Source organism: Mycobacterium sp. GA-1285, from assembly GCF_001499905.1.
Classification (GTDB): Bacteria; Actinomycetota; Actinomycetes; order Mycobacteriales; family Mycobacteriaceae; genus Mycobacterium.
This window is the reverse complement of sequence record NZ_LQIS01000005.1, coordinates 38,231-59,646: the sequence shown is the minus strand read 5'-3', so window position 1 is coordinate 59,646 and position 21,416 is coordinate 38,231. Positions and strand designations below refer to the sequence as shown.

At 65.2% G+C, this 21,416-nt stretch carries 20 protein-coding genes and 1 pseudogene; 14 read left to right on the top strand and 7 right to left on the bottom strand.

Annotation, left to right across the window (positions count from 1 at the left end):
• The first annotated feature begins 54 nt into the window (after positions 1 to 54).
• Positions 55 to 867: a mycofactocin-coupled SDR family oxidoreductase gene (locus AU193_RS04430; protein ID WP_064421143.1), complete on the top strand. Its 813-nt coding sequence runs from the start codon at positions 55 to 57 to the stop codon at positions 865 to 867.
• On the opposite strand, the gene AU193_RS04425 is transcribed toward AU193_RS04430, so the two are convergent.
• From AU193_RS04425 to AU193_RS04415, 3 genes are all read right to left on the bottom strand, one after another.
• The gene (locus AU193_RS04425; protein ID WP_172798212.1) at positions 864 to 1,961 is read right to left on the bottom strand and encodes a dihydrodipicolinate reductase; all 1,098 of its coding nucleotides are present in this window, start codon (positions 1,959 to 1,961) and stop codon (positions 864 to 866) included. The two genes, AU193_RS04430 and AU193_RS04425, sit on opposite strands and share 4 nt — an antisense overlap.
• A gap of 63 nt (positions 1,962 to 2,024) precedes the next feature.
• Entirely contained in the window at positions 2,025 to 3,089 is a 1,065-nt protein-coding gene (locus tag AU193_RS04420; RefSeq protein ID WP_064421142.1) for a spirocyclase AveC family protein, read from the bottom strand.
• Between the two features lies 1 nt (position 3,090).
• Entirely contained in the window at positions 3,091 to 4,287 is a 1,197-nt protein-coding gene (locus AU193_RS04415; protein WP_156425118.1) for a cytochrome P450, read from the bottom strand.
• Positions 4,288 to 4,473: 186 nt separating this feature from the next.
• On the opposite strand from AU193_RS04415, the gene AU193_RS04410 reads away from it, so the two are divergent.
• The 4 genes and pseudogenes from AU193_RS04410 to AU193_RS04400 all read left to right on the top strand — a co-directional run bounded on the left by AU193_RS04410 (position 4,474) and on the right by AU193_RS04400 (position 6,669).
• Complete coding sequence (locus tag AU193_RS04410) at positions 4,474 to 5,115, top strand: hypothetical protein (protein WP_064421141.1); 642 nt, start codon at positions 4,474 to 4,476, stop codon at positions 5,113 to 5,115.
• Positions 5,115 to 5,309, top strand: a complete 195-nt coding sequence (locus AU193_RS22720; RefSeq protein WP_082682837.1) for a bacterioferritin-associated ferredoxin — start codon at positions 5,115 to 5,117, stop codon at positions 5,307 to 5,309. Before AU193_RS04410 ends, AU193_RS22720 begins: the two co-directional genes overlap by 1 nt.
• Entirely contained in the window at positions 5,306 to 6,064 is a 759-nt protein-coding gene (locus AU193_RS04405; protein ID WP_064421140.1) for an SDR family oxidoreductase, read from the top strand. The genes AU193_RS22720 and AU193_RS04405 overlap by 4 nt, the downstream gene beginning before the upstream one ends.
• Positions 6,065 to 6,077: 13 nt before the next feature.
• Positions 6,078 to 6,669, top strand: a pseudogene (locus AU193_RS04400) (SDR family NAD(P)-dependent oxidoreductase).
• 22 nt (positions 6,670 to 6,691) lie between these two features.
• Here the strand turns inward: AU193_RS04400 and AU193_RS04395 are convergent.
• Complete coding sequence (locus tag AU193_RS04395; protein WP_064421139.1) at positions 6,692 to 7,534, bottom strand: SDR family oxidoreductase; 843 nt, start codon at positions 7,532 to 7,534, stop codon at positions 6,692 to 6,694.
• A 158-nt stretch (positions 7,535 to 7,692) separates the two neighbouring features.
• On the opposite strand from AU193_RS04395, the gene AU193_RS04390 reads away from it, so the two are divergent.
• A complete protein-coding gene (locus AU193_RS04390) occupies positions 7,693 to 8,715 on the top strand; it encodes a hypothetical protein (protein WP_064421227.1) in 1,023 nt (340 codons plus the stop codon).
• On the opposite strand, the gene AU193_RS04385 is transcribed toward AU193_RS04390, so the two are convergent.
• Both AU193_RS04385 and AU193_RS04380 read right to left on the bottom strand, forming a co-directional pair.
• Positions 8,708 to 9,763, bottom strand: coding sequence for a hypothetical protein (locus tag AU193_RS04385; RefSeq protein ID WP_064421138.1), 1,056 nt, complete (start codon positions 9,761 to 9,763; stop codon positions 8,708 to 8,710). The two genes, AU193_RS04390 and AU193_RS04385, sit on opposite strands and share 8 nt — an antisense overlap.
• Before the next feature lie 12 nt (positions 9,764 to 9,775).
• A complete protein-coding gene (locus tag AU193_RS04380) occupies positions 9,776 to 11,014 on the bottom strand; it encodes a cytochrome P450 (RefSeq protein WP_064421137.1) in 1,239 nt (412 codons plus the stop codon).
• A 115-nt stretch (positions 11,015 to 11,129) separates the two neighbouring features.
• On the opposite strand from AU193_RS04380, the gene AU193_RS04375 reads away from it, so the two are divergent.
• The gene (locus AU193_RS04375; protein ID WP_064421136.1) at positions 11,130 to 12,218 is read left to right on the top strand and encodes a dihydrodipicolinate synthase; all 1,089 of its coding nucleotides are present in this window, start codon (positions 11,130 to 11,132) and stop codon (positions 12,216 to 12,218) included.
• A gap of 39 nt (positions 12,219 to 12,257) precedes the next feature.
• Here AU193_RS04375 and AU193_RS04370 read toward each other — a convergent pair whose 3' ends face one another.
• Entirely contained in the window at positions 12,258 to 13,403 is a 1,146-nt protein-coding gene (locus AU193_RS04370) for an ABC transporter substrate-binding protein (protein ID WP_064421135.1), read from the bottom strand.
• A 41-nt stretch (positions 13,404 to 13,444) separates the two neighbouring features.
• Between AU193_RS04370 and AU193_RS04365 the strand changes: the two genes are divergently transcribed.
• The 7 genes from AU193_RS04365 (at position 13,445) to AU193_RS04335 (ending at position 21,395) form a co-directional block, all read left to right on the top strand.
• Complete coding sequence (locus tag AU193_RS04365) at positions 13,445 to 14,077, top strand: TetR/AcrR family transcriptional regulator (RefSeq protein WP_064421226.1); 633 nt, start codon at positions 13,445 to 13,447, stop codon at positions 14,075 to 14,077.
• A gap of 119 nt (positions 14,078 to 14,196) precedes the next feature.
• Positions 14,197 to 14,985, top strand: a complete 789-nt coding sequence (locus AU193_RS04360) for an SDR family oxidoreductase (RefSeq protein WP_064421134.1) — start codon at positions 14,197 to 14,199, stop codon at positions 14,983 to 14,985.
• Between the two features lie 27 nt (positions 14,986 to 15,012).
• Positions 15,013 to 16,467, top strand: coding sequence for an aldehyde dehydrogenase family protein (locus AU193_RS04355; protein WP_064421225.1), 1,455 nt, complete (start codon positions 15,013 to 15,015; stop codon positions 16,465 to 16,467).
• On the top strand, positions 16,468 to 17,628 hold the full coding sequence (locus tag AU193_RS04350; protein ID WP_064421133.1) for an NDMA-dependent alcohol dehydrogenase: 1,161 nt from the start codon (positions 16,468 to 16,470) through the stop codon (positions 17,626 to 17,628). It abuts the gene before it with no gap.
• Positions 17,629 to 17,767: 139 nt separating this feature from the next.
• A complete protein-coding gene (locus AU193_RS04345) occupies positions 17,768 to 19,426 on the top strand; it encodes a PP2C family protein-serine/threonine phosphatase (protein WP_253867610.1) in 1,659 nt (552 codons plus the stop codon).
• On the top strand, positions 19,423 to 20,574 hold the full coding sequence (locus tag AU193_RS04340; RefSeq protein ID WP_082682835.1) for a B12-binding domain-containing protein: 1,152 nt from the start codon (positions 19,423 to 19,425) through the stop codon (positions 20,572 to 20,574). The genes AU193_RS04345 and AU193_RS04340 overlap by 4 nt, the downstream gene beginning before the upstream one ends.
• Before the next feature lie 5 nt (positions 20,575 to 20,579).
• The gene (locus AU193_RS04335) at positions 20,580 to 21,395 is read left to right on the top strand and encodes an MOSC domain-containing protein (protein ID WP_064421132.1); all 816 of its coding nucleotides are present in this window, start codon (positions 20,580 to 20,582) and stop codon (positions 21,393 to 21,395) included.
• Positions 21,396 to 21,416 lie beyond the last annotated feature (21 nt).

The window sequence follows — 21,416 nt, the reverse complement described above, 5'->3', positions numbered from 1 at the left end:
TCCAAAAGCGTCAATCCGAATTCTCAGGTGCGGTAGCGTGCGCGTGTGCCAGACATGACCGACAAGGTCGCGCTCATCACCGGGGCGGCCCGCGGACAAGGACGCGCTCATGCCGAAAGACTCAGCGCCGATGGTGCCGACGTCATTCTCGTTGACATCGCCGGCCCGCTACCACCGAGTGTCCCCTACGATTCCGCCACGCCTGAGGATCTGGCCGAAACGGCGGAGACGGTAGCAACCAATGGCCGGCGGGCGGTGACGTCGATCGTCGACACCCGAGACCACGACGGCCTCTGCACCGCTGTCGACGACGCGGTCGCTGAGCTCGGGCGACTCGATGTCATCGTCGCCAACGCGGGAATCTGTGTGCCGGCCGCGTGGGATCAGGTATCGCCACGTGACTTCCAGGACACCATCGACATCAACATCGTCGGTACCTGGAACACGGTGATGGCGGGGGCCAAGCACATCGTCGCCGGCGGGCGGGGTGGCTCCATCATCCTCGTCAGCTCGGCTGCCGGCCTCACGGTCGAGCCCTTCATGATCGCCTACACGGCCAGTAAGCACGCTGTCACGGCGCTAGCCCGGTCGTTCGCCGCCGAACTCGGCAAGTACCACATCCGAGTCAACAGCTTGCACCCCGGCTCGGTGGCGACGCCGATGGGAAGCGGTCGGATGATCGAGGCAATGGCCGAGGCGGCGAAATCGAATCCGGCGCTGCGGCCCGGCTTCACGAAGCAACTTCTGCCTGACGCGATCACCACGGCCGAGGACATCGCCAGTGCGGTCGCGTGGTTGGCGTCTGACGAGGCGAGATTTGTCACGGCTGCCGCCATTCCGGTGGACGTCGGCGTGACGGGCAGCTAAGCGCGGGACTGCCGGGTGACGACGGACGGCCCGGAGAGGGGGCTGGCGATCACGCCGGGCCGGGCTTCGACCACGCTCGGGATGGCGTTCACCGCCGCCAGCGCCGTGGCCGCGACACCGGGATTCACCCGGTCGGTGTCCGATTGCTCGAGGTGCAGTTCGAGATTCATGTTGGGATTTCCGGTGACGCGGAAAACCATTCCGCCCCGGCCTTCCCGCGCCGGCTTGGGCCAACGATCGGGCCACGGCGTACTGCTGACCGTCGCGAAGTATTGAACCGCGACGGCAGGGCGGCCTCTGACGATCCCCGCGAGCTGCCATCGGTGCGCACAGATCGTCCCCTCCGGGATGACACCGAGCGCGGTCGCAAGGTCGGTCGGTGCGAGCAGCGTCTCCCAATCCAGCTCTATCCCATCGAGTTCGAACCCGAGGATGTCGGCGATGTAGGTCACCACCGTGCTCCAGTCCTTGTCGACCTTCCCCGACGCGATTCGAACCGGCACATGGCCGTCGGGCTTACCGAATCCCATCGACTCATGGAGGACGTCCCATATCGGGTATGCCTTGTCGAGGTCGACCGCGTATTCGTCCATCCGGTACGAGTCGACTCGGCCCGCTCCTGCCAGCAGAGCCGTGGGGATGTTCAGGCTGATGAACCCCGGCTCGCTACCGGTGGCATAGAACGTTGAATTACCCTCAGCTGCCGCCCTTTCGAGGTCTTCTCTCCATGGCGCGGGTGCGGCCGGGGGATAGATCATCGGAATCAGCGAGAACGTCACCACATTGACCCCGGCTCTGAGGTACGTGGCGATGTCCGCGATCGCCTCTTCTTCGCGTCGGACGGCGGTCGCGCAATACGTCACGCAGTCGGGTTTCAGCGCGAGAACAGCTGAGAGATCATCGGTCGCACCAACTCCGACAGCTGGTGCACCGCATAGTTCTCCCGCGTCCATCCCGGCCTTCTCCGGTGTCGACACCTTCACCCCGACGAGATCGAGCGACGGGTCCTCGATGACCGCGCGCAACGCCTCCCTGCCGGTCAGCCCGGTGCCGACGTGGACAACCCGGTAGCGACGATCGGAAATGTCGATCACTGTGCTGTCACCCTTCTTACCCCTGCGGGGCAACTGTTCTCGTCACTGTGGGACCGATCCTCCTCACTGGTAGAACGGCCCCGGCTTGCCGGCTTCCTCGAGATGACCATATGGGTCGTACAGGTTCACATCTGGATAGGGGTTTTGGTCGAAGGAGGGCCGCGACAGACCGGCCTCCCGTAGTCCCGACAGCACGGCCAACGGCACAGCGAACGACACCAGGCCCACGCTGACGGATACCAACAACTGCCGAGTCAACGTCACCTTCGGGCGACCCCGCCTCGCGGGCAGCCACCGCGCGAGCCGGTTGATCAACACCAGTTCGCCACTCTCGTCCCGGACGCACATCACGGCCACCATGCCGAAGATCAATGAGTCGTACACCGCCATGATCAGCGGGAAATGGATGTGGCCGATGTGCAGCACCGGCCCGACTGCCTCTGTGTAATAGAAGATTCCGGCTCTCATCCAGGTGAACTGGATGAGCCCGTTGATCGGGACGGCGATGACCGTCGCACCGATGAACACCCGCAGCAGCCTGCGCGGCGCCAGCCAGCCGGTGCGACGCAGCAACGGATCCAGGAGCCCGTCGTGCAGCTTCAGAAAGCCCAGACCGTTGAGCAGGTAATAAGCGGCATAGCCACCCAGGAATGCCAGCGCCGGTTCAAGATTCGGTGAGATGTTCACGTACGGCCAGAACAGGGGGAAGTGCAACATGCGCGGATCGAATATCGCGAACGTCGCCCAGTTCGCCAACGGATCCAGCGCCCCGGTGATCAGGCCTGCGAACGCGATGATGACCGCCCAGTGCAGCTTTCGTTGCCGCCACGACAACCACACCAAGGCGGCGATCAGACCGATCGCCAACGGGATCGAGCTGATGGAGACGGCCAGCGGCCAGCTGTCGAACCCGAGAAACGGCGGATACGGATCAGGACCGGGATTCGGGTTAGCCCTTTTCGGGTCCCCGTGCAGACCTGTCTGAATGTTCGCGATCGTCACGACGGCGAAGACCAGGTAGGTCAGAAAGAACAGCGACCACCCGATCCTGGCAGGCCACGGCGAGAACCGTGGATCGATCCGTCCCCCAGGAACGGAGTTCGCCGTGCTGTCAACGGTATTGGTCATGTCATACCAGCACCGGAAGCGTGGCCCACCCTCTGACGCTGGTGGTGTGAGCGCGTTTTGCCGCCCCGTAGTCGACTTCCCAGTCCGGCCAACGACTCAGAACCTCCTCGAGCGCCACACGCGCTTGCATCCGCGCGAGCGCGGCGCCTAGACAGAAGTGAATTCCGCGGCCGAATGACAAGTGGGTGCCCTGCCGATGGATGTCGAATCGGTCAGCATCCGGGTACTGTCGCTCGTCGCGATTCGCCGAACCGTTGATCAGCAGCATCACCGAGCCCTCGGCCACCGGCTGGCCATAGAGTTCAACATCACGAGCGACATAGCGCGCCTGTACAGGGGACGGGGCCTCATAGCGCAGCACTTCCTCGACCGCCGCGGGAATAAGGGCGAAATCCGCCGCGAGTTCGCGGCGTTGATCTGGATGGTCCGACAACAGTTGTCCGGCAAAGCCGATCAGCCGCGTCGTCGTTTCGTTTCCAGCGCCCACGAGAGTGCCGGTATAGGTCAACACCTCTTCGCGAGTCAATCGCCTGCGATCGCCGTCAGGTTCCTCGATCTCGGCGTTCACCAGTTCCGTCATCAGATCGTCCGACGGGTGGTCATAACGCCAGTCGATGAACTCCTCAAGCATCGAGCCCTGTCGCGTGAGCATGTCGTCGGCCACATCGACGAGTTCACCGCTCTTGAGTTCGAGAAGCCGGTCGGTGTTCCGGCGAATGGCGATCTGCCTGTCCTCCGGTATGCCCAACAGGTATCCGATAGTGCGCATCGGCATCCATGCTCCGAGGTCGGCGATGAAGTCGAATGTCTCAGCGCTCTCGAGGCGCTCCAATGCGCGCTGACAGAACTCCCGCGCCAGCGGTTCGATGGCAGCCATGCGCCGTGGCGTGAACACACCGGACAACAGCCGACGGTGAAAGTCATGGACCGGGGGGTCCTCGAACAGGATGATGCCCGGCGGTACCTCGACCCCACTGAGGATGATGTCGATGGTGGTGCCCTTGCCCGAGCGGTAATCCTGCCAGTTGGCTAGCTCACGGGCGACGTCTGAGTACCTGCTCAACGCATAGAAGCCGTACTTGTCGTTGTGGTAAAGCGGTGCTTCGTCGCGCAGGCGATTCCATACGGGGTAGGGATCGTCGTCGATGTCGAAGTCGAACGGGTCGTAGTACGGCCCAACCTTCACCCTGTAGGTCACACCGTGAGAATAGGCTTTCCCGAGCTCCGTTATGGCGGGTTTCTCGCGGCTCGGCCACCGATTACACGCCCCCGAGCACCCTTGACACGGTCATCTATCGCCTCGCTCTGCCGTATGAGAATATGAATTCTCCCGTCGCGCGAAGGTCGGGCGCACCTGCGAAGAACGGGATCGAAGGAGGCGGGAATGGCCCCAGCCGACGTTCGCAGCTTCATCTTCGCCGTCGAGTTCCGCATCGCCGAATCCCAGCGCGTGGGACCTGTACTCGCGCATCACGAGGAAAGTCTTCGCGATCTCGGCGCCCGGTATGCGTTCGTGTACGAGTCGGTGGTCGACGCCGGGAAGGTTCTGGTCGTCATCGGCATTCGAACCGCGCAGCCGCTGCTGGACCTTCTGCGCTCGCCGTACTTCTTCGAGTGGTTCGACGCGGTCGGCGTCGAAGACCTTCCGGCCGTCTTCGCCGGTGAGGTCGTCGAGCGTTTCGACCTCGGCGATCCGCCCACACCCGGTACCGAGGTGGTGGTCGCCGCCGTCACCCGGGTCGGGGATGTCGAGGTCTTCATGTCGCGCGTACGCGAATCACTGGGCGATTTCGCCCGCGCGGGAATCCGACGCACACTCGTATACCGCGCCTTCGACACCCGGCGCGAAGTGCTCTTTTTTCATCAGCTGGCGACGGCACGCACCGCGTTGCAGTGGGTCTCGCACTCCGACATCGCCTCGGAATGGCTGACATCCGCCGGTGTCGGCGCCTATCCGCCCGTCTTCGTCGGGCGGTTCGTCCATGCGATGCGATTGGCCGAAACGGCCGGGACGGATCTGCACTGATGTATGTCTGCCTGTGTCTCGGCGTCACGATCGAGGCGGTCTCCGATGCCGTCGCCGACGGTGCCAGGACTTCGCGGCAGGTGTCCGAGGCGTGCGGTGCCGGATCGGACTGCGGCAGGTGTCGGCGCACGATCCACTCGATCATCAAGTCTGCGGCAGCGACAACGGAATCAGGTAGGAGAAGCAAGGTATGAGCGATCGATACTCCAACATCGAGGGCGCACGGATGCTCGTGATCGGCGCGTCCTCGGGCATCGGTCACGCTCTCGCGCGGGCGGCTCACGCCAGGGGCGTCCGCGTCGCACTCGCGGCCCGACGGGTTGATCTCCTGTCCGAACTGGCCGAACAGCTCGATGGTTCCGCCCATGAGCTCGACGTGTCCGATCCGCGCGCGATCGAGGGGGTCATCGACGAGGTGGCTGCGACGTTCGGCCAGCTCGACGCGGTGGTTTTCACCAGCGCCGTGGTGCCGTTCGCGCTGATCGAGGAAACCGACGTCACGACGTGGTTGCACGCGTACGCCGTCAACGCGGTCGGTGCCTCGCATGTGCTGCGTGCCGCGCTCCCCCACCTCGCCGACGACGCGGTCGTGCTCGTCGCGTCGAGCCACGATGTCGGCAGGCCACGCGCGGGAGTCGCGGCGTACCACGCCAGCAAGGCCGCCCTGGATGAAATCCTGCGATCGTGGCGGGCCGAGCATCCGGAGCTGGCTGTCATCCGCGTCAGCGTCGGCCCCACGGAGGGCACCGAGATTCTTCGCGGCGCGGACCGCGATCTCCTCGCCGACCTGTACCGGGCATGGGCGCAGGAGGGTCAGATTCCGGCGAAGATGTCCGCCGTCGATGACGTGGCGAACGCCATGCTGTCGCTTATCGCCATGTCTCGCGCGAACCCCACAGTCGTGAGCGACATAGTCCATCTGGCACCCCGAATGAGCACCGGTCGATAGAAGGGGCCAGTCAATGGATTTGGGCTTCGAAGGCGCGACCGCAGTCGTCACGGGCGGCAGTAAGGGGATGGGACTGGCGATCGCCGAAACACTGGGCGCCGAAGGAGCTCGATGACGATGACTGGCGTGCCGCCTTCGACCTGGGCACGATGTCATGCGTCCGGTCCGTGCGTGCAGCGCTCCCGATGCTGCGCGCGGCCGAATGGGCCCGCATCGTGACCCTGTCCGCGCACTCCATCCAACGCCAGAGTCCGCGACTCGTCGCCTACACCGCAACGAAGGCCGCGTTGTCGAGTTTCACGAAGAATCTCTCGAAAAGCCTTGGCCCCGAGGGCATACTCGTCAACTGCGTGTGTCCGGGAACCATCGTGACCGCGAGCTTCACCGAAATTCTCAAGGATGTGCTGGCCGCCGACGGACTGAACTCCGCGAATCCGCACGATGTGATGACGTGGGTAGAACGGACCTATGGTCACCCGTGTGACCTCGGCCGGGCCGGGCTGCCGGAGGAAATCGCCTCGGCGACGGCGTATCTGGCGTCACGCCGTAACGGCTACGTCACCGGTGCCACGCTCAATGTCGACGGCGGCTCGGACTTCATCTGAGTGCGAGCGTACTTGGGGTCGCTCAGCTGTTCTTCGACATCTCGGCGGCGGCCGTGTCGGCCCACTGCGCCTGGTGCCGGCCCATCGTCATGGCGCCGTTCCAGCCGCCGTCGGTCCACAGCACCTCACCGCCGACATAACTGAACCGCGGGCTGCCGAGACAGACCAGCGGCCAGGCCTGTTCCTCGGGAGTCGAATATCGCCCGATCGGTCCGACCGCCTGATCGACGGTGTCCTTGCCCATCAGTTCCTGGAAGGCGGGCATCATCGCCGTCTCGGTCGGCCCGGGGTTGATGCAGTTGATGCGGATGCCGCGGCGGCCGAGTTCGGGATACCACCATCCGACCCACGCGTCGATGATGTACTTCGAATAGGCGTAGCCGCTCCACGACCACAACTTCTCGTTGGCGGTCAGCCATTCGACGGCTCCCTCGAAACCCTTGGTCTCGAGCAGTCCGGTGATGACTTTGATGTGGTCCTGCCAGCCGATCGCGGCCGATGACGAAATCACGCTGATGGCCGAGCCTTCCGGCATTTTCGGCACGAGCTGCTCGGCCAGATGGCGCGCGCCGACGAAGTTGACCAGAATCGTGTCCCATTCGCTGAACGGCGGACCGGGTAGCCCCGCACAGCTGAAGAGCCCGTCGACGGGACCATCGATGTATGCGGCGACCTCGTCGATGCTGGCGCGGTCGCGTAGATCGATCTGTAACGCACGGGCGACGGGAACGGTCGTGGGTTTGATGTCAAGGGCGGTGACCGTCGCGCCGAGATCGACGAGAATTCGGGCGGTCGCCTGCCCCATGCCCGACGCCGCACCGGTCACGACAACCGACTTGCCTCGATACCTCAGCACATCGTCCATGATCCACTCCTGTCGAGAACTTCTTTTATCGAATATGAGAACACACGTTATCACCGGTGCTATCGTCACATCGTGATCGCCCGGAAGCCGGTCGCGTGACCGCAGGCGCCCGTCCACTGCGGATCATCCAGTGGGCCACCGGCGGCGTTGGCACCGAGATGATCACCGCCATCCTCGATCACCGCCCCGACCTCCAGCTGGTCGGCGCGCGCGTATATTCCGACGCCAAGGATGGCGTCGACATCGGGACGCTCGCCAACAGGGCACCGATCGGGGTCACCGCCACCACCGACGTCGACGCGATCCTCGCGCTCGACGCCGATCTGGTGCTGTATGCGCCCTCGTTCACCGACCTCGACGATGTCTGCGCGCTGCTCGAGAGCGGAAAGAACGTCGCGACGCCGTCGTTCTTGTTTCATCCACGCCGCATTCCTGACGCCGACCGGAAAAAGGTGCTGGCGGCGTGCAAGAAGGGCAATAGCACCATCCACGGCAGCGGGCTCAACCCCGGCAATCTCTCCGGCGTGCTGCCGCTGGCGCTGTCGGGGATGAGCCGCACGATCGAGCGGCTGACCCTGCAGGAGAGGGCCGACTGGACGCTGTGGGAGAGCACCGGAATCACCTTCGACGGGATGTGGTTCGGTCGGCCGGTCGACGCGGTGACGCCCACCGCCAACACCTATCTGGCGTTCCTGACGAAGCTGTTCGTCGAGCAGACCTGGTTCCTCTCCGATACCTTGAACGCGGAGATCGACGACGTGTCGGTGACACTGGAAACCGTGCCGGCGAGCAAGGATCTCCAGATCTTCGATCACGTGGTGAGGCAGGGCACGACAGCGGGACAGCGCTGGAACTTCGTCGGCCATCGCGACGGCGAACCGCTGATCGAGTTCGAGATGCTCTGGACCGTCGGCGGTGAATATCCCGGCCACTGGCCCAAGCCGTTGGACGGTTGGACGTTGACCATCGAAGGCGATCCGTCCATGCGAACACACTTCTTTCCGCTCGCGAGCTTCTCGCGTGAGGCCTCGATCGAAGAACATGTTCGGGCCGGCCTCATCACGGTGGCGATGCAGGTAGTCAACGCCATCCCGGCGGTCTGCGCGGCGCCTGCAGGGTTCGCGACGATGGCGGATCTGCCCCTCATTCGCAGTTATACGGGCTTCGGAAACGTCAGGTGAAGGTGCGATTCGTCCAGTGCGCGACGAACGGCGCAATGGTGGACAGGTCGTAGAGTCCGGGTTCGGCGGCGACGACGGTCGGTATGGCGTTGATCGCATGCATCGCGGTGGCCAAGCACCCCTGTTCGGCGTGATCCTCACCGGGAGAACCGATTTCGAGGTGTATGCGCATGTTCGGCTCACCTTCGAAGACGAGGTCGTATCCGATCTCGCCCGGCCAGTGCGGGGCCAAATCGTCAGCCATGCGGGTGAGGTGCTCGACCGATATCGTGGTCTCGCCGCACTCGACGACCACGCCGAACCGCATGGCACCGACGGTGCCCGAGGGAATCTCGCCTGCGGCGACGGCTAAGGCGCGCGGCGTCGTCACGACCTCGCGGAAGCCTTCGACCGCACGAATTCGCAGTCCGAGCGCCTGCGCAAGCACCGTCGCGCTGCCGATCCATGCGCTCGCCGCGTACTCGGCGTTGGCGAGCAGTGGGGTGCTGTCGTCGGGTGCGTGCCCGAAACCCATGGCATTGAAGACCAGGTCGTGACTGGCGTAGGTGGAGTAGTTGAGCACTTCGCGGACGTTGATTCGGCTCGTCTGCTGTGTGAGCCGGGACAGAAGGGGCGCAACCGACTCGCCGAAGAAACCCGGGTACAGCCCAACCCCGAGGAAAGACGATCGGCCTGCGTCACAAGCGGTTTCGATATCGTCGGCCAGCGATTCGTGCAGTGAGCGCGGATGAATGAACCTGCTGCCCGTGGCGACAACATTCTTACCCGACGCGAGCAGGTCACAGACGTCGGTGAAGCAGCCCGGCGTGTCGGTCTCGACCTTCCCCATGTAGAGCACCACGTCGGCGTCGGTGTCGATGATGGCGTCGCGGTCGTCGGTGGTCGACACCCCGGCCTCACCCGTACCGCACAACGTGCCTGCGTCGACACCGGCTTTCGCCGCGTCGTAGACACGGACGCCTACGACCGTGAGTTCCGGCCGGCTGAGGATGTGGCGAAGCGCCATCATTCCGGTGACTCCGGTCGCCCACTGAATCACTCTCGTCATAGGGGTGCTACCTCAATCCCAGACGACGTCGAGGCGAGGGGGCGACCGGAACATGGTTCCGGTGATGTAAGGCGCCGGCGCGTCGGGGTCCAGCCGAAGTCCGGGCAATTCGTCGAACAAGGCGTTGAAGATCTTCGTGGTCTCGAGCCGAGCCAGATGCATGCCCAGGCAGACGTGGGCCCCGTGCGCGAATCCGATGTGCGGCTTGCGTTCCCGGAAGATATCGAACTTCTCCGGTTCGTCCCACCGCGATTCGTCGTGATTCGCGCTGCCGAGGCTCAGCATCATCGTCGCCCCCCGAGGGACCTGCACTCCGCCGATCTCGGTGTCGCGGGTGACCTCGCGCATGAAGTTCAGCAGCGGGGTTTCCCAGCGGATGCCTTCCTCGATGGCCTGTGGCAGCAGGCTGCGATCGGCGCGAACCGCGTCGAGCTGATCGGGATGGGTGAGCAACGCGTAGGCCAGGCTGGCGGTCGACCGTGACGTCGTCTCCGCACCTGCCGGTAAAAGGTTGCGCATGAAACCGTAGATCTGCTCATCGGACATCTTCACCCCGTTGACTTCTGCGGCCGCGAGGATGGACACCATGTCGTCCTTGGGCTCCTTGCGCCGGTCGGCGAGGATCCCGACGAAATACTCCTTCATCTTCGCCGATGCCCGCATAGCGCAGTCCATGTCGCCGCGGAAGCCCAGTAGATCGATCGCGAGCCGGTGGAAATGCAGGACATCGGAATCCGGAAGGCCCAGTAAAGCGGCGATCACGCGTACCGGAATGGGCATGAACACCGCATCGACGAGATCGGCCCGCTTCGCATCCTTGATGCTCGCGATGGTCCGATCCACCAGCGGACCGACAAGTTCAGCGTCCCAACGCTTCATCGATGAGCGGGCGAACGCGAACTCGTGCAGCTTGCGGTAGATCGCGTGCTCGGGGTCCTGCATCTCGAGGATGGTCGGGCCCTGCAGTGGCCGAACGACGTCTTCGTAGCAGCGCGTGCTGAAGGTGATGTTGTCGGTGAAGATCGCCTTGACGGTGTCGAACGTGTACGCCGTGAAGGTCGGCGGGCCGTCTCCCGAATTGCCGATCATGCCCATCTCGGGCCACCCTGCATGCACCGGCGCCTGTGCGCGCAATTCCTTGAGCAACGGGTACGGCGTGGCATCGCCGTCGGCGCCCATGCCCTCGTTGAATCTGTCCTGGGCGTCCCGAATGCTCTGCTCGAGATCCTCGACGCTCGCCGGCTCGAACATGCGACGACTCCTCACTGCGGATCGGCCGCTATCAACATACACCCTGGTGGTTGCTGACCTCCATCATGTACCTTGGCCGGACAGCCACCGTGAAAAGCACACCGGGAGCATTCGATTGGTAACTCGAGTCGTCCAATGGGCCACGGGCGCTGTCGGTCGCGCTGCGCTGGCCGAACTGATCGAAAATCCCGATTTTCAGCTGGTCGGCGTCCTCGTGTACGACCCGGCCAAAGAGGGGCTGGACGCCGGCGCACTGTGCGGCCTCCCGCCGACGACGGGCGTCCTCGCCACCACCGACAAGGGCGAGATCCTCGGCCTCGGTGCCGACGTCGTCATCCACGCCGCCAGCAAGGCCCATGCCGTCGACACCAACGCCGACGACATCTGCCGGCTGCTCGCCGCGGGTACCGACGTCATCACGACGACGTCCTACAACCACCTGCCCACCTACGGCGCCGAGACCGAAACGGCGTTCGTCAAAGCATGTCGCGCGGGACGGTCCCGCTTCCACGCCGCGGGTGAGAATCCGGGTTTCATGTTCGAGCGGCTGGTGGCGACCGTGACGGGGCTGAGCAAGACGATCGACCGAATCGACCTCTACGAAGCCACCGACGTTTCGGCGATCGACAGCCGACCCATGCTCGTCGATCTCATGGGCATGGGCCGACCGCCCGAGGACGTCAGCGTCGACTCGCCGATCATCAAGAAGCTCGACATGGCGTACCGCCAGGCGCTCAACGCCACCGCCGATGTCCTCGGCGTGACGCTGTCGCACGTCGAGGTCGCGGTCGATGCCACCACACTTCCGCACGACATCGAGGTTCTGGCCGGCACCATCGAGGCGGGAACGGTGGTCGGCCAACGGTTCTCATGGGTCGGACACTGGTCAGGTCGCCCGCTGCTGGCGATCCACGAGGAATGGGTCCTCACACGCGACCTGCCCCAGTGGGGGCTCAAGCCGCTGGCCGCCGGAGAGAAGGCGCCGTTGATCCGCGCCGCCATCAAGGGCGAGCCGAGTTTCGAGCTCGCACTCGACGTCGGCTGGGACGGGCAGGTTCCCAGCGGACAGCATGCGCAACCGGGACATCTGATGATCGCGATGGGCGCCGTCCGGGCGATCCCGTACGTGAGGGCCCAGCCACCGGGGATCGTCACGGCGCCGGTGTTCGGGGCTATTCAGCTGGGGAGCCGGCGCCGAAACTGAAGTTCTGCACGTCGATTCACGCGTATTTCGTGCAGAAGTTCAGTTTCGGCAGGAACTCACCGCGCGTGCGATGTTGTCGCTCGGCGCGGCGTGGAATACGTGCCGGGTTCCGTCGGGTATTACTCGTCGCGCGATCAGGTAATCGGAGCCCAGCCAACCCTGTCTGATGTAGCGACCGAACCGGAGAAACGTTCCCGGCGCCCCGCTCGCCGACGGCACGAGCTTCACCTGCTCGATACCGTCCTTGACGCCCTCGCCGGTCAGCGGCCGCGCCGCCGCCAGCCCCCGAGCGATCACCGTCGCGACGTCGTGGCACAGGCCCGGCATCGAGTGCTCCGGTCGACGCCCGTAGCGCGCCTCGAACCGGTCGAGGAACGCCTGACCGACACGGTTGCGCTCGTCGTAGCTGTCCAGACCGATCCAGCCCCGCAGCTGACGCATCCACTCGGCGTTGATGTGCGCCATCTCGAACGCGGTGGTGGTGTACCGCGGTGGATCCCAGCCGGCGTTCTCCAGTGCGTCCGAAAAACCCCACAACCCGTGACCGAACCCGACGTGGACAAGTGCGTCGGGGTCGGCGGCGCGTAGTTCGGCTACCGCCGCCGCCTTGTCCGCTTCGACCTGAGGAATGGCGACCGCGGCGACGACCTTCAAACCCGCGGCGGAGTAGGCCTTTTCGGCGAATGCAAGGTATTCCTTGCCAATGAGCGACGCCTCATAGGCGATGGCGATCCGCGACCTTCCGTCGCCGAGCATCACCGCGGCCAGCATCACCGGCTCCTCGGGCATCGACCCGTTGTTGAGCGCGAACGTCCACTCGCCCAGCGCACCCTCGGACCCCGACAGGATGATGTTCGGGACCTTGGCCACCCGGTTGGCGTGCGCGGTCAACGGCACCGCATTGTCGGAGACGTAGGGGCCGAAGATCGCCAGGCAGCCCTCGGCGATCAGCTCGTCATAACCGTGTTCGACGGCGTGGTACGTGCCGTTGGGCAGGCCGATGACGTCGCGCTGCACCACCTCGATCGGCCGGTCGACGAGCCCGTCCGCGACCGCTTCGTCGAACACCAACCGCAGCGTGTCCAGCGTGTCGTCCTCGGTGCTGGACCTGGTCGGATAGTCGTTGAGCAGGCCGACTTTCAGCGGGGCGACCGAACCGTACGCGCGAACACCTTCGTCTGCCATATCCAGCAACATACAACATGCAGGTTGCTACCATGCTCACCATGGCCAAGCGTGGTGGCACCGATTCCGAACGACGTGCTCGCGGAGATCAAACCCGTCGTCAACTCATCGATGCAGGGCGCATCCTGTTCGTGGAGAAGGGCTACTTCAACACCAGCATCGGCGACTTGGTCACGACGTCGGGCGTCGGTACCCGCGGCGCCTTCTATCACCACTTCAAGGACAAGGCCGAGCTCTTCCGCGCGGTGTTCGTGGAGGTCGAGCGGGATCTCACGTTGCGGTCGCTGTCCTCCCCGCCGCGCGGCGCGGACTCCTGGGAGCGCCTCTGCGCCGGTCTTCACGGTTTCCTCGAGTCGGCACTCGAACCCGAGGTGCAGCGCATCATGTTGGTCGACGGACCCGTCGTCTTGGGCTGGCGGACGCTGCGCGCGATTCAGGAAGACAACAGCATCGCGTTGATCAACGAGATGGTGCGCAACGCCATCGCCGAAGGCAGCATCGACGACCTGCCGGTCGCCGAGCTCACGCACATGCTCGTCGCATCGCTCGAGGAGGGCGCGCTTCTGGTGGCACACGCCAAAAGTCCCGGCCGAGCACGCGGTCGTGCGGCACGGATTCTCGACCGGCTTCTGCTCAGCTTCGCGACGGAGCCGCGCAAGGTGGTCAGGTGGTAGCGGTTGACTCGTGACTCCGGGATCAAGGCTCATCACACGGAAATGGGCATTTCCTTTTTTGATTATTGTTCTTCTACCGAGCTGATAATGTTGTTTCGCCCTCGTCTCAAGGAGATCTGATGCCGGACGCGCCACCGCTGCGAGTCGCCGTAGTCGGAGCGTCTGCGGGGCTGGGCCGCTGCATCGGAATGGGCCTGGCTGAGAAGGGCGCCCGAGTCGCGTTCCTCGCGCGCCGTCGCGACCGCCTCGAGAACGCCGCCAAGGAAGCGGGCAACGGGGCCGCGGCCGTCGCCTGCGACGTCACAGACGCGGACGCCTGTCGGCGCGCCATCGCAGACGTCGTCGACACTTTCGGCGGTCTGGATGCACTGGTGTACACGACCGGCGTCGGTGTTCTCGCCCCACTGACCGAGGTGACGGCCGAACAATGGGCAAACCTGTTCGCCACCAACGTCACCGGGGCTTCACTCATCACCGCGGCGGCCGCACCTCACCTTGCCGCCAACACCGGTTCGGCGGTCTACCTCTCGTCGCTGAGCGCGTCATACTCCGCGCCCTGGCCGCTGCTCGGCGCGTACGCGGTGTCGAAGTCGGCCTTGGACAAGCTGGTCGAGGCCTGGCGCATCGAACACCCGAACATCGGCTTCACACGGCTGGCGGTCGGCGACTGCTTCGGCGGTGAAGGGGACTCCCAGACCGAGTTCAACAAGACCTGGGATCCGCAGGCGCTCGAGAACGCCATCCGGTTCTGGATGGACAACGGCTACATGCAGGGCGGTCTCGTCCAGGCTGATCATCTCGTCGACGTCGTGCACAACGTACTTCGTTGCGGAAACAGCAGTTTCATTCCTTATCTCACCTTGGCTCCCCGACCGTCGGGCGCGGTGGCCGAACTTCGACAGTGGTAAGGACACCTGGTGACACACGAATCACGCATGCTCATCGACGGCAAACTCGTCGAGTCCGAGACGGGCCGGCAGTTCGAGAACATCAACCCCGCAACCGAGGAGGTTCTCGGCGGCACCGCCGACGGCACCCGCGCCGACATGGAACGGGCGGTGGCGGCCGCCCGCCACGCGTTCGACCACACCGACTGGTCGCGAGACGGACAGGCTCGGGCCGCCGGACTGCGCCAACTCCAGGCGGCGCTGGAAGCCGAACGCGAGGAGATCCGCGGCGAGCTCATCGCAGAGGCCGGCTGCCCACTGCTGAGCACCTTCGGACCACAGCTCGACGTGCCGCTCAAGGAAGCCTTGAGTTGGCCGACCGACATGATCAGCCAGTTCCCCTGGAAGCGAACGCTTCCCGACAAGGATGCGTTTGGCATGGGCACCCTCGCCGCACGTGAAGTGTGGAAGGAACCCGTCGGGGTCGTCGGCGTCGTCACGCCGTGGAACTTCCCGTTCGAGATCATCCTCAACAAGATCGGGCCGATACTGGCCATGGGCAACACGATGGTGCTCAAGCCCGCTCCCGATACACCGTGGAACGCCACCCGCATCGGCCGGATCATCGCCGAGCAGACCGACATTCCACCTGGGGTGATCAACATCGTCACCTCATCGGACCATCTGGTCGGCGAGGTGCTCTCGACCTCTCCTCTCGTCGACATGGTGGCCTTCACCGGGTCGACGGCGACCGGGCGGCGCATCATGAAGGCGGCCGCCGACACCGTCAAGCCGACGTTTCTGGAACTCGGCGGCAAGTCTGTGTACCTGGTGCTCGACGACGACGGTGACATCAGCGCAACGGTCGGCGGCAGCGCGTTCATCTCCATGCATGCCGGACAAGGCTGCGCCATGCCGACCCGCCTGCTGGTGCCCAACAAGCGTTACGCCGAGGCGGTCGAGATCGTCAAGGTCGCAATGGAGAAGAACAAGTACGGAGACCCCACCGATCCATCGGTGCTACAGGGACCTCAGGTGTCGAAACGCCAGCAGGACCGGGTGATGGGCTATATCGAGAAGGGCAAGCAGGAGGGCGCCCGGCTCGTCACCGGTGGCAACATTCCCACACACCTCTCGAAGGGATTCTTCGTCGAGCCAACGGTTTTCGCCGACGTCGACAACCGGATGACAATCGCCCAGGAGGAGATCTTCGGCCCGGTGCTGTCGGTCATCGGATTCGAAGACGACGACGATGCGGTGCGCATCGCCAACGACTCCATCTACGGCTTGTCGGGCGTGGTGTTCGCCAAGGACCTGGACCGGGCCAAGTCGGTCGCCGGCCGGATCCGCACCGGGACCCTCGGAATCAACGGCGGTCTGTGGTACGGCGCGGACGCCCCGTTCGGCGGTTACAAGCAATCCGGGGTCGGACGGCAGTGCGGCATCGAAGGCCTCGAGATCTTCACCGAAACCAAGACTGTCGGCTGGCCGAAGGAGTCGTAGATGAGAACACGAGCGGCCGTGTTGCGCGGAGTGGGCATCGATTGGGAAGTCACCGAAATCGAGCTGGACCCACCTCGCGCAGGCGAGGTACTGGTCAAGATGGCGTACGCGGGGATCTGTCATTCCGACGAGCACTTCTTCACAGGCGACAGCGTGCCGAGTCCGGAGATGGAAGAACTGATGCGCGCGTCCGGCGTGCCGGTGCCCGAATGGTTCCCGATGCTCGGCGGCCACGAGGGCTCGGGCGTCGTCGAGGACGTCGGACCCGAGGTGAAGACGCTCAAACCCGGTGACCACGTGGCGATCTCGTTCCTCCCGGCGTGCGGTAACTGCCGCTGGTGCGCCACTGGGCACACGTATCTCTGCGACGTCGGCGCCGACATCTACAGCAAGGCCATGACCACCGATGGCACATGCAGGCGCCATGTCGGCGATGAAGACCTGATGGCCATGATGCAGGTCGGCACCTTCTCCGAGTACGTCGTGGCGTCCGAACGATCGTTGGTCAAGATCCACGACTGGGTTCCGCTCGAGGCGGCATCGCTGGTTTCATGCGGTGTGACAACGGGTTTCGGCTCTGGTTCGGTGGCCGCGGGCACACAGGTCGGCGACACCGTCGTCGTGATCGGCGTTGGCGGCATCGGCATGAACGCCGTGCAGGGCGCGAAGGCCGCCGGCGCCAAACACATCGTCGCCGTCGACCCCATCGAGTTCAAACGCGAGATCGCACCCACCTTCGGTGCCACGCACACCGCCGTAGACGCCGGCGCCGCCCTGGAACTGGTCAAAGAGATCACTTGGGGCGTCATGGCGGACCGCGTCGTGCTCACGCCGGGCGTGGTACCGGTCGACCTCGTGATGGTGGCGATGTTGATGCTTCGCAAGGGCGGAACCTGCGTCCTCACCGGCATGGCGAAGGTCAGCGACATCACCGTCCCGCTGAGCCTGCCTGACATGGTGAGTTCGTGTAAGACCCTCAAAGGTGTTCTCTACGGCGAGATGAACCCTCGCGAAGCCATGCCGAAACTACTGTCGATGTATGAAGCGGGCACCATCAAGCTCGACGAGTTGGTCACCGCGAAATACAAGCTGGACGACATCAACGAGGCGATGAAGGATCTGCGCGCCGGGGCCAACATCCGCGGGGTGATCGCCTTCTGAATAGGCCATCCGGCGGTTCAGGGTAGAGTCGGTCACCTCGGGGGCTGAGCCCACGCCTCGCAGTGGATTTGCTTGTCTGCAGGGGTGTGATGCTTTCCAGTTCCGACGTGGTGCGGTACGTGTCCAGCGGTGCTGACCATTGAGCAGCGACAATTGCCTGAAGAGCGGCGCGCCGATCGAAGACGCCGGCTGGCAGTCCGTTCCGCACCCCGTGCTGGTGGTCGACCGATCCGGCGTCATCCGCGATTTCAGTGTCTCCGCGCGGTCCCTGTTGGCCGATGTCGAAGTCGGTAGCCGGTTGGAGAACGCGGCGCCGCTGTGGCTGGCAAGCGCGCATGACCGGTTCGTGGGAGACGTTTCGGCCGATGCGGCACAGCAGGCAGCCGCCGGGAACCTCGGGGGGCGCGAATTCGAGGCGCGACCCACGGGGCTGCCCGACGGCGAGGTCGCGTGGTGGCTGATCGAGGACACCCACCGGTCGCTGCGCCAGGCGCACGCGGAGTTGGCGAGGGAGCGGGAGCGTGCGGCACTCCTCGACGACGTCTCGGCGGTGTTGATGGCGTCGCTGAACGTCGAACGCTGCATGGAGGCGACGGCGCAGATGGCGGACCGCCATCTGGCGGACGCGGCGGTCGTCGTGGCCCCTGTGAAGGGACATCGGATGCCGGTCGTCTGCAGCGGACCGATCGGCGTTGCCGAACACCGCAGTGTCGAAGCGGATCCGGTCGAGGTGCCGGGCCTCAGCGAGGCGCTTCGCGGGTTCCCACCGGTGCCGTCGCGCTGGATAGATCCCGCATCCGTGCCGGACTGGTTGATCCCCTCACACTTCGCCGGTCCGGTCGGATCGGTCCTCATCACTCCGCTGCCTGGCCACGGTATTTCAGCCGGCGCGTTGGTTCTGCTGCGCCGCGATTCGCACACGGCGTTCAGCGAGAACGAGGAACTCTTCGCCCGGTTGTTCGCGACGCGGGCGGGCGCGGCGCTCTCGGCGGCGCGGCTGTACGCCGAGCAGTCGGCCATCACCCGCACCCTGTTGCGCGAACTGCTGCCTCCGGAGCTTGACCAGAGCGACTATTTCGAGCTTGCCGGCGGCTACCGCGCGTCAGAAGACCATCACCTGGTCGGCGGCGACTTCTACGACGTCCACCCCGCCCAGACGCCGGACGGCGAAACGCTGGTGGTGCTGGGTGACGTCTGCGGTAAGGGCCTGGAGGCCGCGGTGCTCAGCGGCAAGATCCGCAACACCCTGCAGGCGCTGGCACCGCTGGCCACCGAGCACGAAGCGGTGCTCCGACTGCTCAACAGCGCCCTGCTCACCCCCGACAACAGCCGCTTCGCCACCGTTGTGCTGGCCTCGATCGCCCGCCGCGACGACCAGTTGGCACTGCGCCTGACCTGCGCGGGACATCCCGCTCCCCTCATCGTGCGCAACGACGGAACCGTCGAACAGGCGGACACCCGAGGCATGCTGGTCGGCGCGCTGCCACAGTTCAAGGCTCGCTCGTGCGAGACCACTTTGGCGCCCGGTGAGACGTGCCTGCTGTACACCGATGGTCTCACCGAGGCGCGCGGCGGTCCGCTCGGGGCTGAAGTGTTCGGCGACGAGCGGTTGTCCGACGCGATGGCGCAATGCGCCGGGTTGCCCGCCGAGGCGGTGGTCGAGCGGATGATGATGCTGGCGTCGCAATGGGTAACCGGTCGAGAACACGACGACATGGCCGTCGTCGCCATCACGGCGCCGCGCAAGACGCATCTGAGCGCGCTCGACGGCCACACCCCGGGTAGGTACATAGCGTGAGCCGCAACGACACCGTCGCCACCACGGCGACGGATCCCGCCGCTGTCCGCGACCGATTGTGGGAAGCGGCGCTGGGCGGCGACGAGAAGGCGGCGGTTGGCGTCGTCTTCTCCGCGATGGACGCCGGCATGGCGGCCGAGGATGCGCTGCTCGAGGTGATCGCGCCCGTCCAGCGCAAGATCGGCACGGAGTGGGCCGCCAACCGGATCACCGTCGCACAGGAACACGCCGCCACGGCGATCAACGATCGCGTGATCGGGGCGTTGTCGCAGCACACCGCCGACGAAACCGCCGCCCATACCGGTCGCGTCACCGTCGCCTGCGTGGACGGCGAGTGGCACGCGCTACCAGCCCGGCTGCTCGCCGAGGTCCTGCGCCTGCGTGGCTGGCAGGTGGACTTTCTCGGCGCACAGGTGCCGACGCCGCATCTGATCGCACACCTGCACCAGCACGCACCCGATGCCGTCGCGCTGTCGTGCTCGATCCCGACCCGGCTGCCGACCGCCCACGGCGCGATCACGGCGTGCCAGGCTGCGGGCGTCTCGGTGTTGGTCGGCGGTGCGGCGTTCGGCCGCGACGGCCGCTACGCGCGCCTGCTGGGCGCCGATGCGTGGGCGGCGGATGCCCGCACCGCCGCGAAATGTCTGAACGATGGCATCGGTCGACTTCGACTCACCCCGAACAGGCACTTCTCCGAAGATCTGCCTCATCTGGCCGACCAGGAGTACTCGATGGTCAGCACCGCGAAAGCACAACTGGTCAAGACCACCGTCACCGAGTTGCAAGACCGCTTCCCGGCGATGCGCGACTACAGCGAGGCCCAACGCGATCACACCACCGAGGACATCGCCCACATCGTCGACTTCCTCGCGACCGCCCTCTACATCGATGACGACGACTTGTTCACCGGTTTCATCGTGTGGACGGCCGAAGTGCTCAGCTCCCGCGGCGTGCCGGCGACGTCACTGATCCCCGCGCTGGATCTGTTGTCGGCTCAGCTGCAAGACTTCCCACGAGCCCAGCGCCTGTTGGCCGCCGCCCGAACCGCCCTGACCTCCGAGACCGCCCGGCTGGTGGATGCGCTGGAACATCTCACGTCGGGTCCGGACACCGATTCGGACCGCTCGAAGGAAACCGAGATCGGTTGACCGACATGGTTGGACAGGTCACCGCGCTGGAACGCTATCCGGTGAAATCGATGCTCGGCGAGGCACGCGAGCGTGTCCGGGTCGGGCCGCTGGGTGTCGACGGTGACCGTCGGTACGCGCTGATCGACGAGGAGACGGGGCGCGTCGCGACCGCCAAACATCCGCGCCGGTGGAGCGCGCTGCTGCAATGCGCGTCGAGCACCGGAGACGACGGCACCGTCGCGGTCACATTGCCCGACGGCCGCCGCATACCGGTTACAGAAGCCGCCGCGCCGCTGTCCGAACTGCTGGGACGCACGGTGCAAATCGCCGACGAGCGGGCGGCGGGCGCGGTCCTCGAACGGTCCGATCCGCTGGAGGTGCTCGAGCACGGCGTCGACGCCGAATTCGATCCGGTGCTGCTCGAACTCGGGCAGGGCGCGCCCGGCGGCGCGTTCGTCGACCATTCCCCCGTGCATCTGATCACCACGGCCACGCTCGACGCGATCGGCGTCGGCATGGGCGAAGCGCTGCGCTACCGTCCGAACGTCGTCATCGACGTCGGTCCCGAACCCTTCGTGGAGAACGGTTGGGTGGGCTCCGAGATCACCCTCGGAGAGGTCATCCTGCGCGCCACCCTCCCGACTCCGCGGTGTGCAGTGCCGACATTGAAACACGGTGACACCGAACGTCTTTCGGATGCAGTACGGTACCTGTTGGACCATAATCGCGTCGAGGTCCCCGGCTGGGGGAAGTTGCCCTGTGCCGGGGTGTACGCCGAGGTCGTCGCCGTCGGCACGATCAGTGTCGGTGACGAGGTGCGAGTCGATTCGGCCGCCTGATGCCGACTCCGGAAAAGCGGG

Excerpts from the sequence above, each read along its gene's own strand:
- AU193_RS04430 (WP_064421143.1), top strand. The coding sequence starts at position 55 with ATGACCGACAAGGTCGCGCTCATCACCGGGGCGGCCCGCGGACAAGGA.
- AU193_RS04420 (WP_064421142.1), bottom strand. The coding sequence starts at position 3,089 with ATGACCAATACCGTTGACAGCACGGCGAACTCCGTTCCTGGGGGACGG.
- AU193_RS04410 (WP_064421141.1), top strand. The coding sequence starts at position 4,474 with ATGGCCCCAGCCGACGTTCGCAGCTTCATCTTCGCCGTCGAGTTCCGC.
- AU193_RS22720 (WP_082682837.1), top strand. The coding sequence starts at position 5,115 with ATGTATGTCTGCCTGTGTCTCGGCGTCACGATCGAGGCGGTCTCCGAT.
- AU193_RS04405 (WP_064421140.1), top strand. The coding sequence starts at position 5,306 with ATGAGCGATCGATACTCCAACATCGAGGGCGCACGGATGCTCGTGATC.
- AU193_RS04395 (WP_064421139.1), bottom strand. The coding sequence starts at position 7,534 with ATGGACGATGTGCTGAGGTATCGAGGCAAGTCGGTTGTCGTGACCGGT.
- AU193_RS04390 (WP_064421227.1), top strand. The coding sequence starts at position 7,693 with ATGATCACCGCCATCCTCGATCACCGCCCCGACCTCCAGCTGGTCGGC.
- AU193_RS04385 (WP_064421138.1), bottom strand. The coding sequence starts at position 9,763 with ATGACGAGAGTGATTCAGTGGGCGACCGGAGTCACCGGAATGATGGCG.
- AU193_RS04380 (WP_064421137.1), bottom strand. The coding sequence starts at position 11,014 with ATGTTCGAGCCGGCGAGCGTCGAGGATCTCGAGCAGAGCATTCGGGAC.
- AU193_RS04370 (WP_064421135.1), bottom strand. The coding sequence starts at position 13,403 with ATGGCAGACGAAGGTGTTCGCGCGTACGGTTCGGTCGCCCCGCTGAAA.
- AU193_RS04365 (WP_064421226.1), top strand. The coding sequence starts at position 13,445 with ATGGCCAAGCGTGGTGGCACCGATTCCGAACGACGTGCTCGCGGAGAT.
- AU193_RS04360 (WP_064421134.1), top strand. The coding sequence starts at position 14,197 with ATGCCGGACGCGCCACCGCTGCGAGTCGCCGTAGTCGGAGCGTCTGCG.
- AU193_RS04355 (WP_064421225.1), top strand. The coding sequence starts at position 15,013 with ATGCTCATCGACGGCAAACTCGTCGAGTCCGAGACGGGCCGGCAGTTC.
- AU193_RS04350 (WP_064421133.1), top strand. The coding sequence starts at position 16,468 with ATGAGAACACGAGCGGCCGTGTTGCGCGGAGTGGGCATCGATTGGGAA.
- AU193_RS04335 (WP_064421132.1), top strand. The coding sequence starts at position 20,580 with ATGGTTGGACAGGTCACCGCGCTGGAACGCTATCCGGTGAAATCGATG.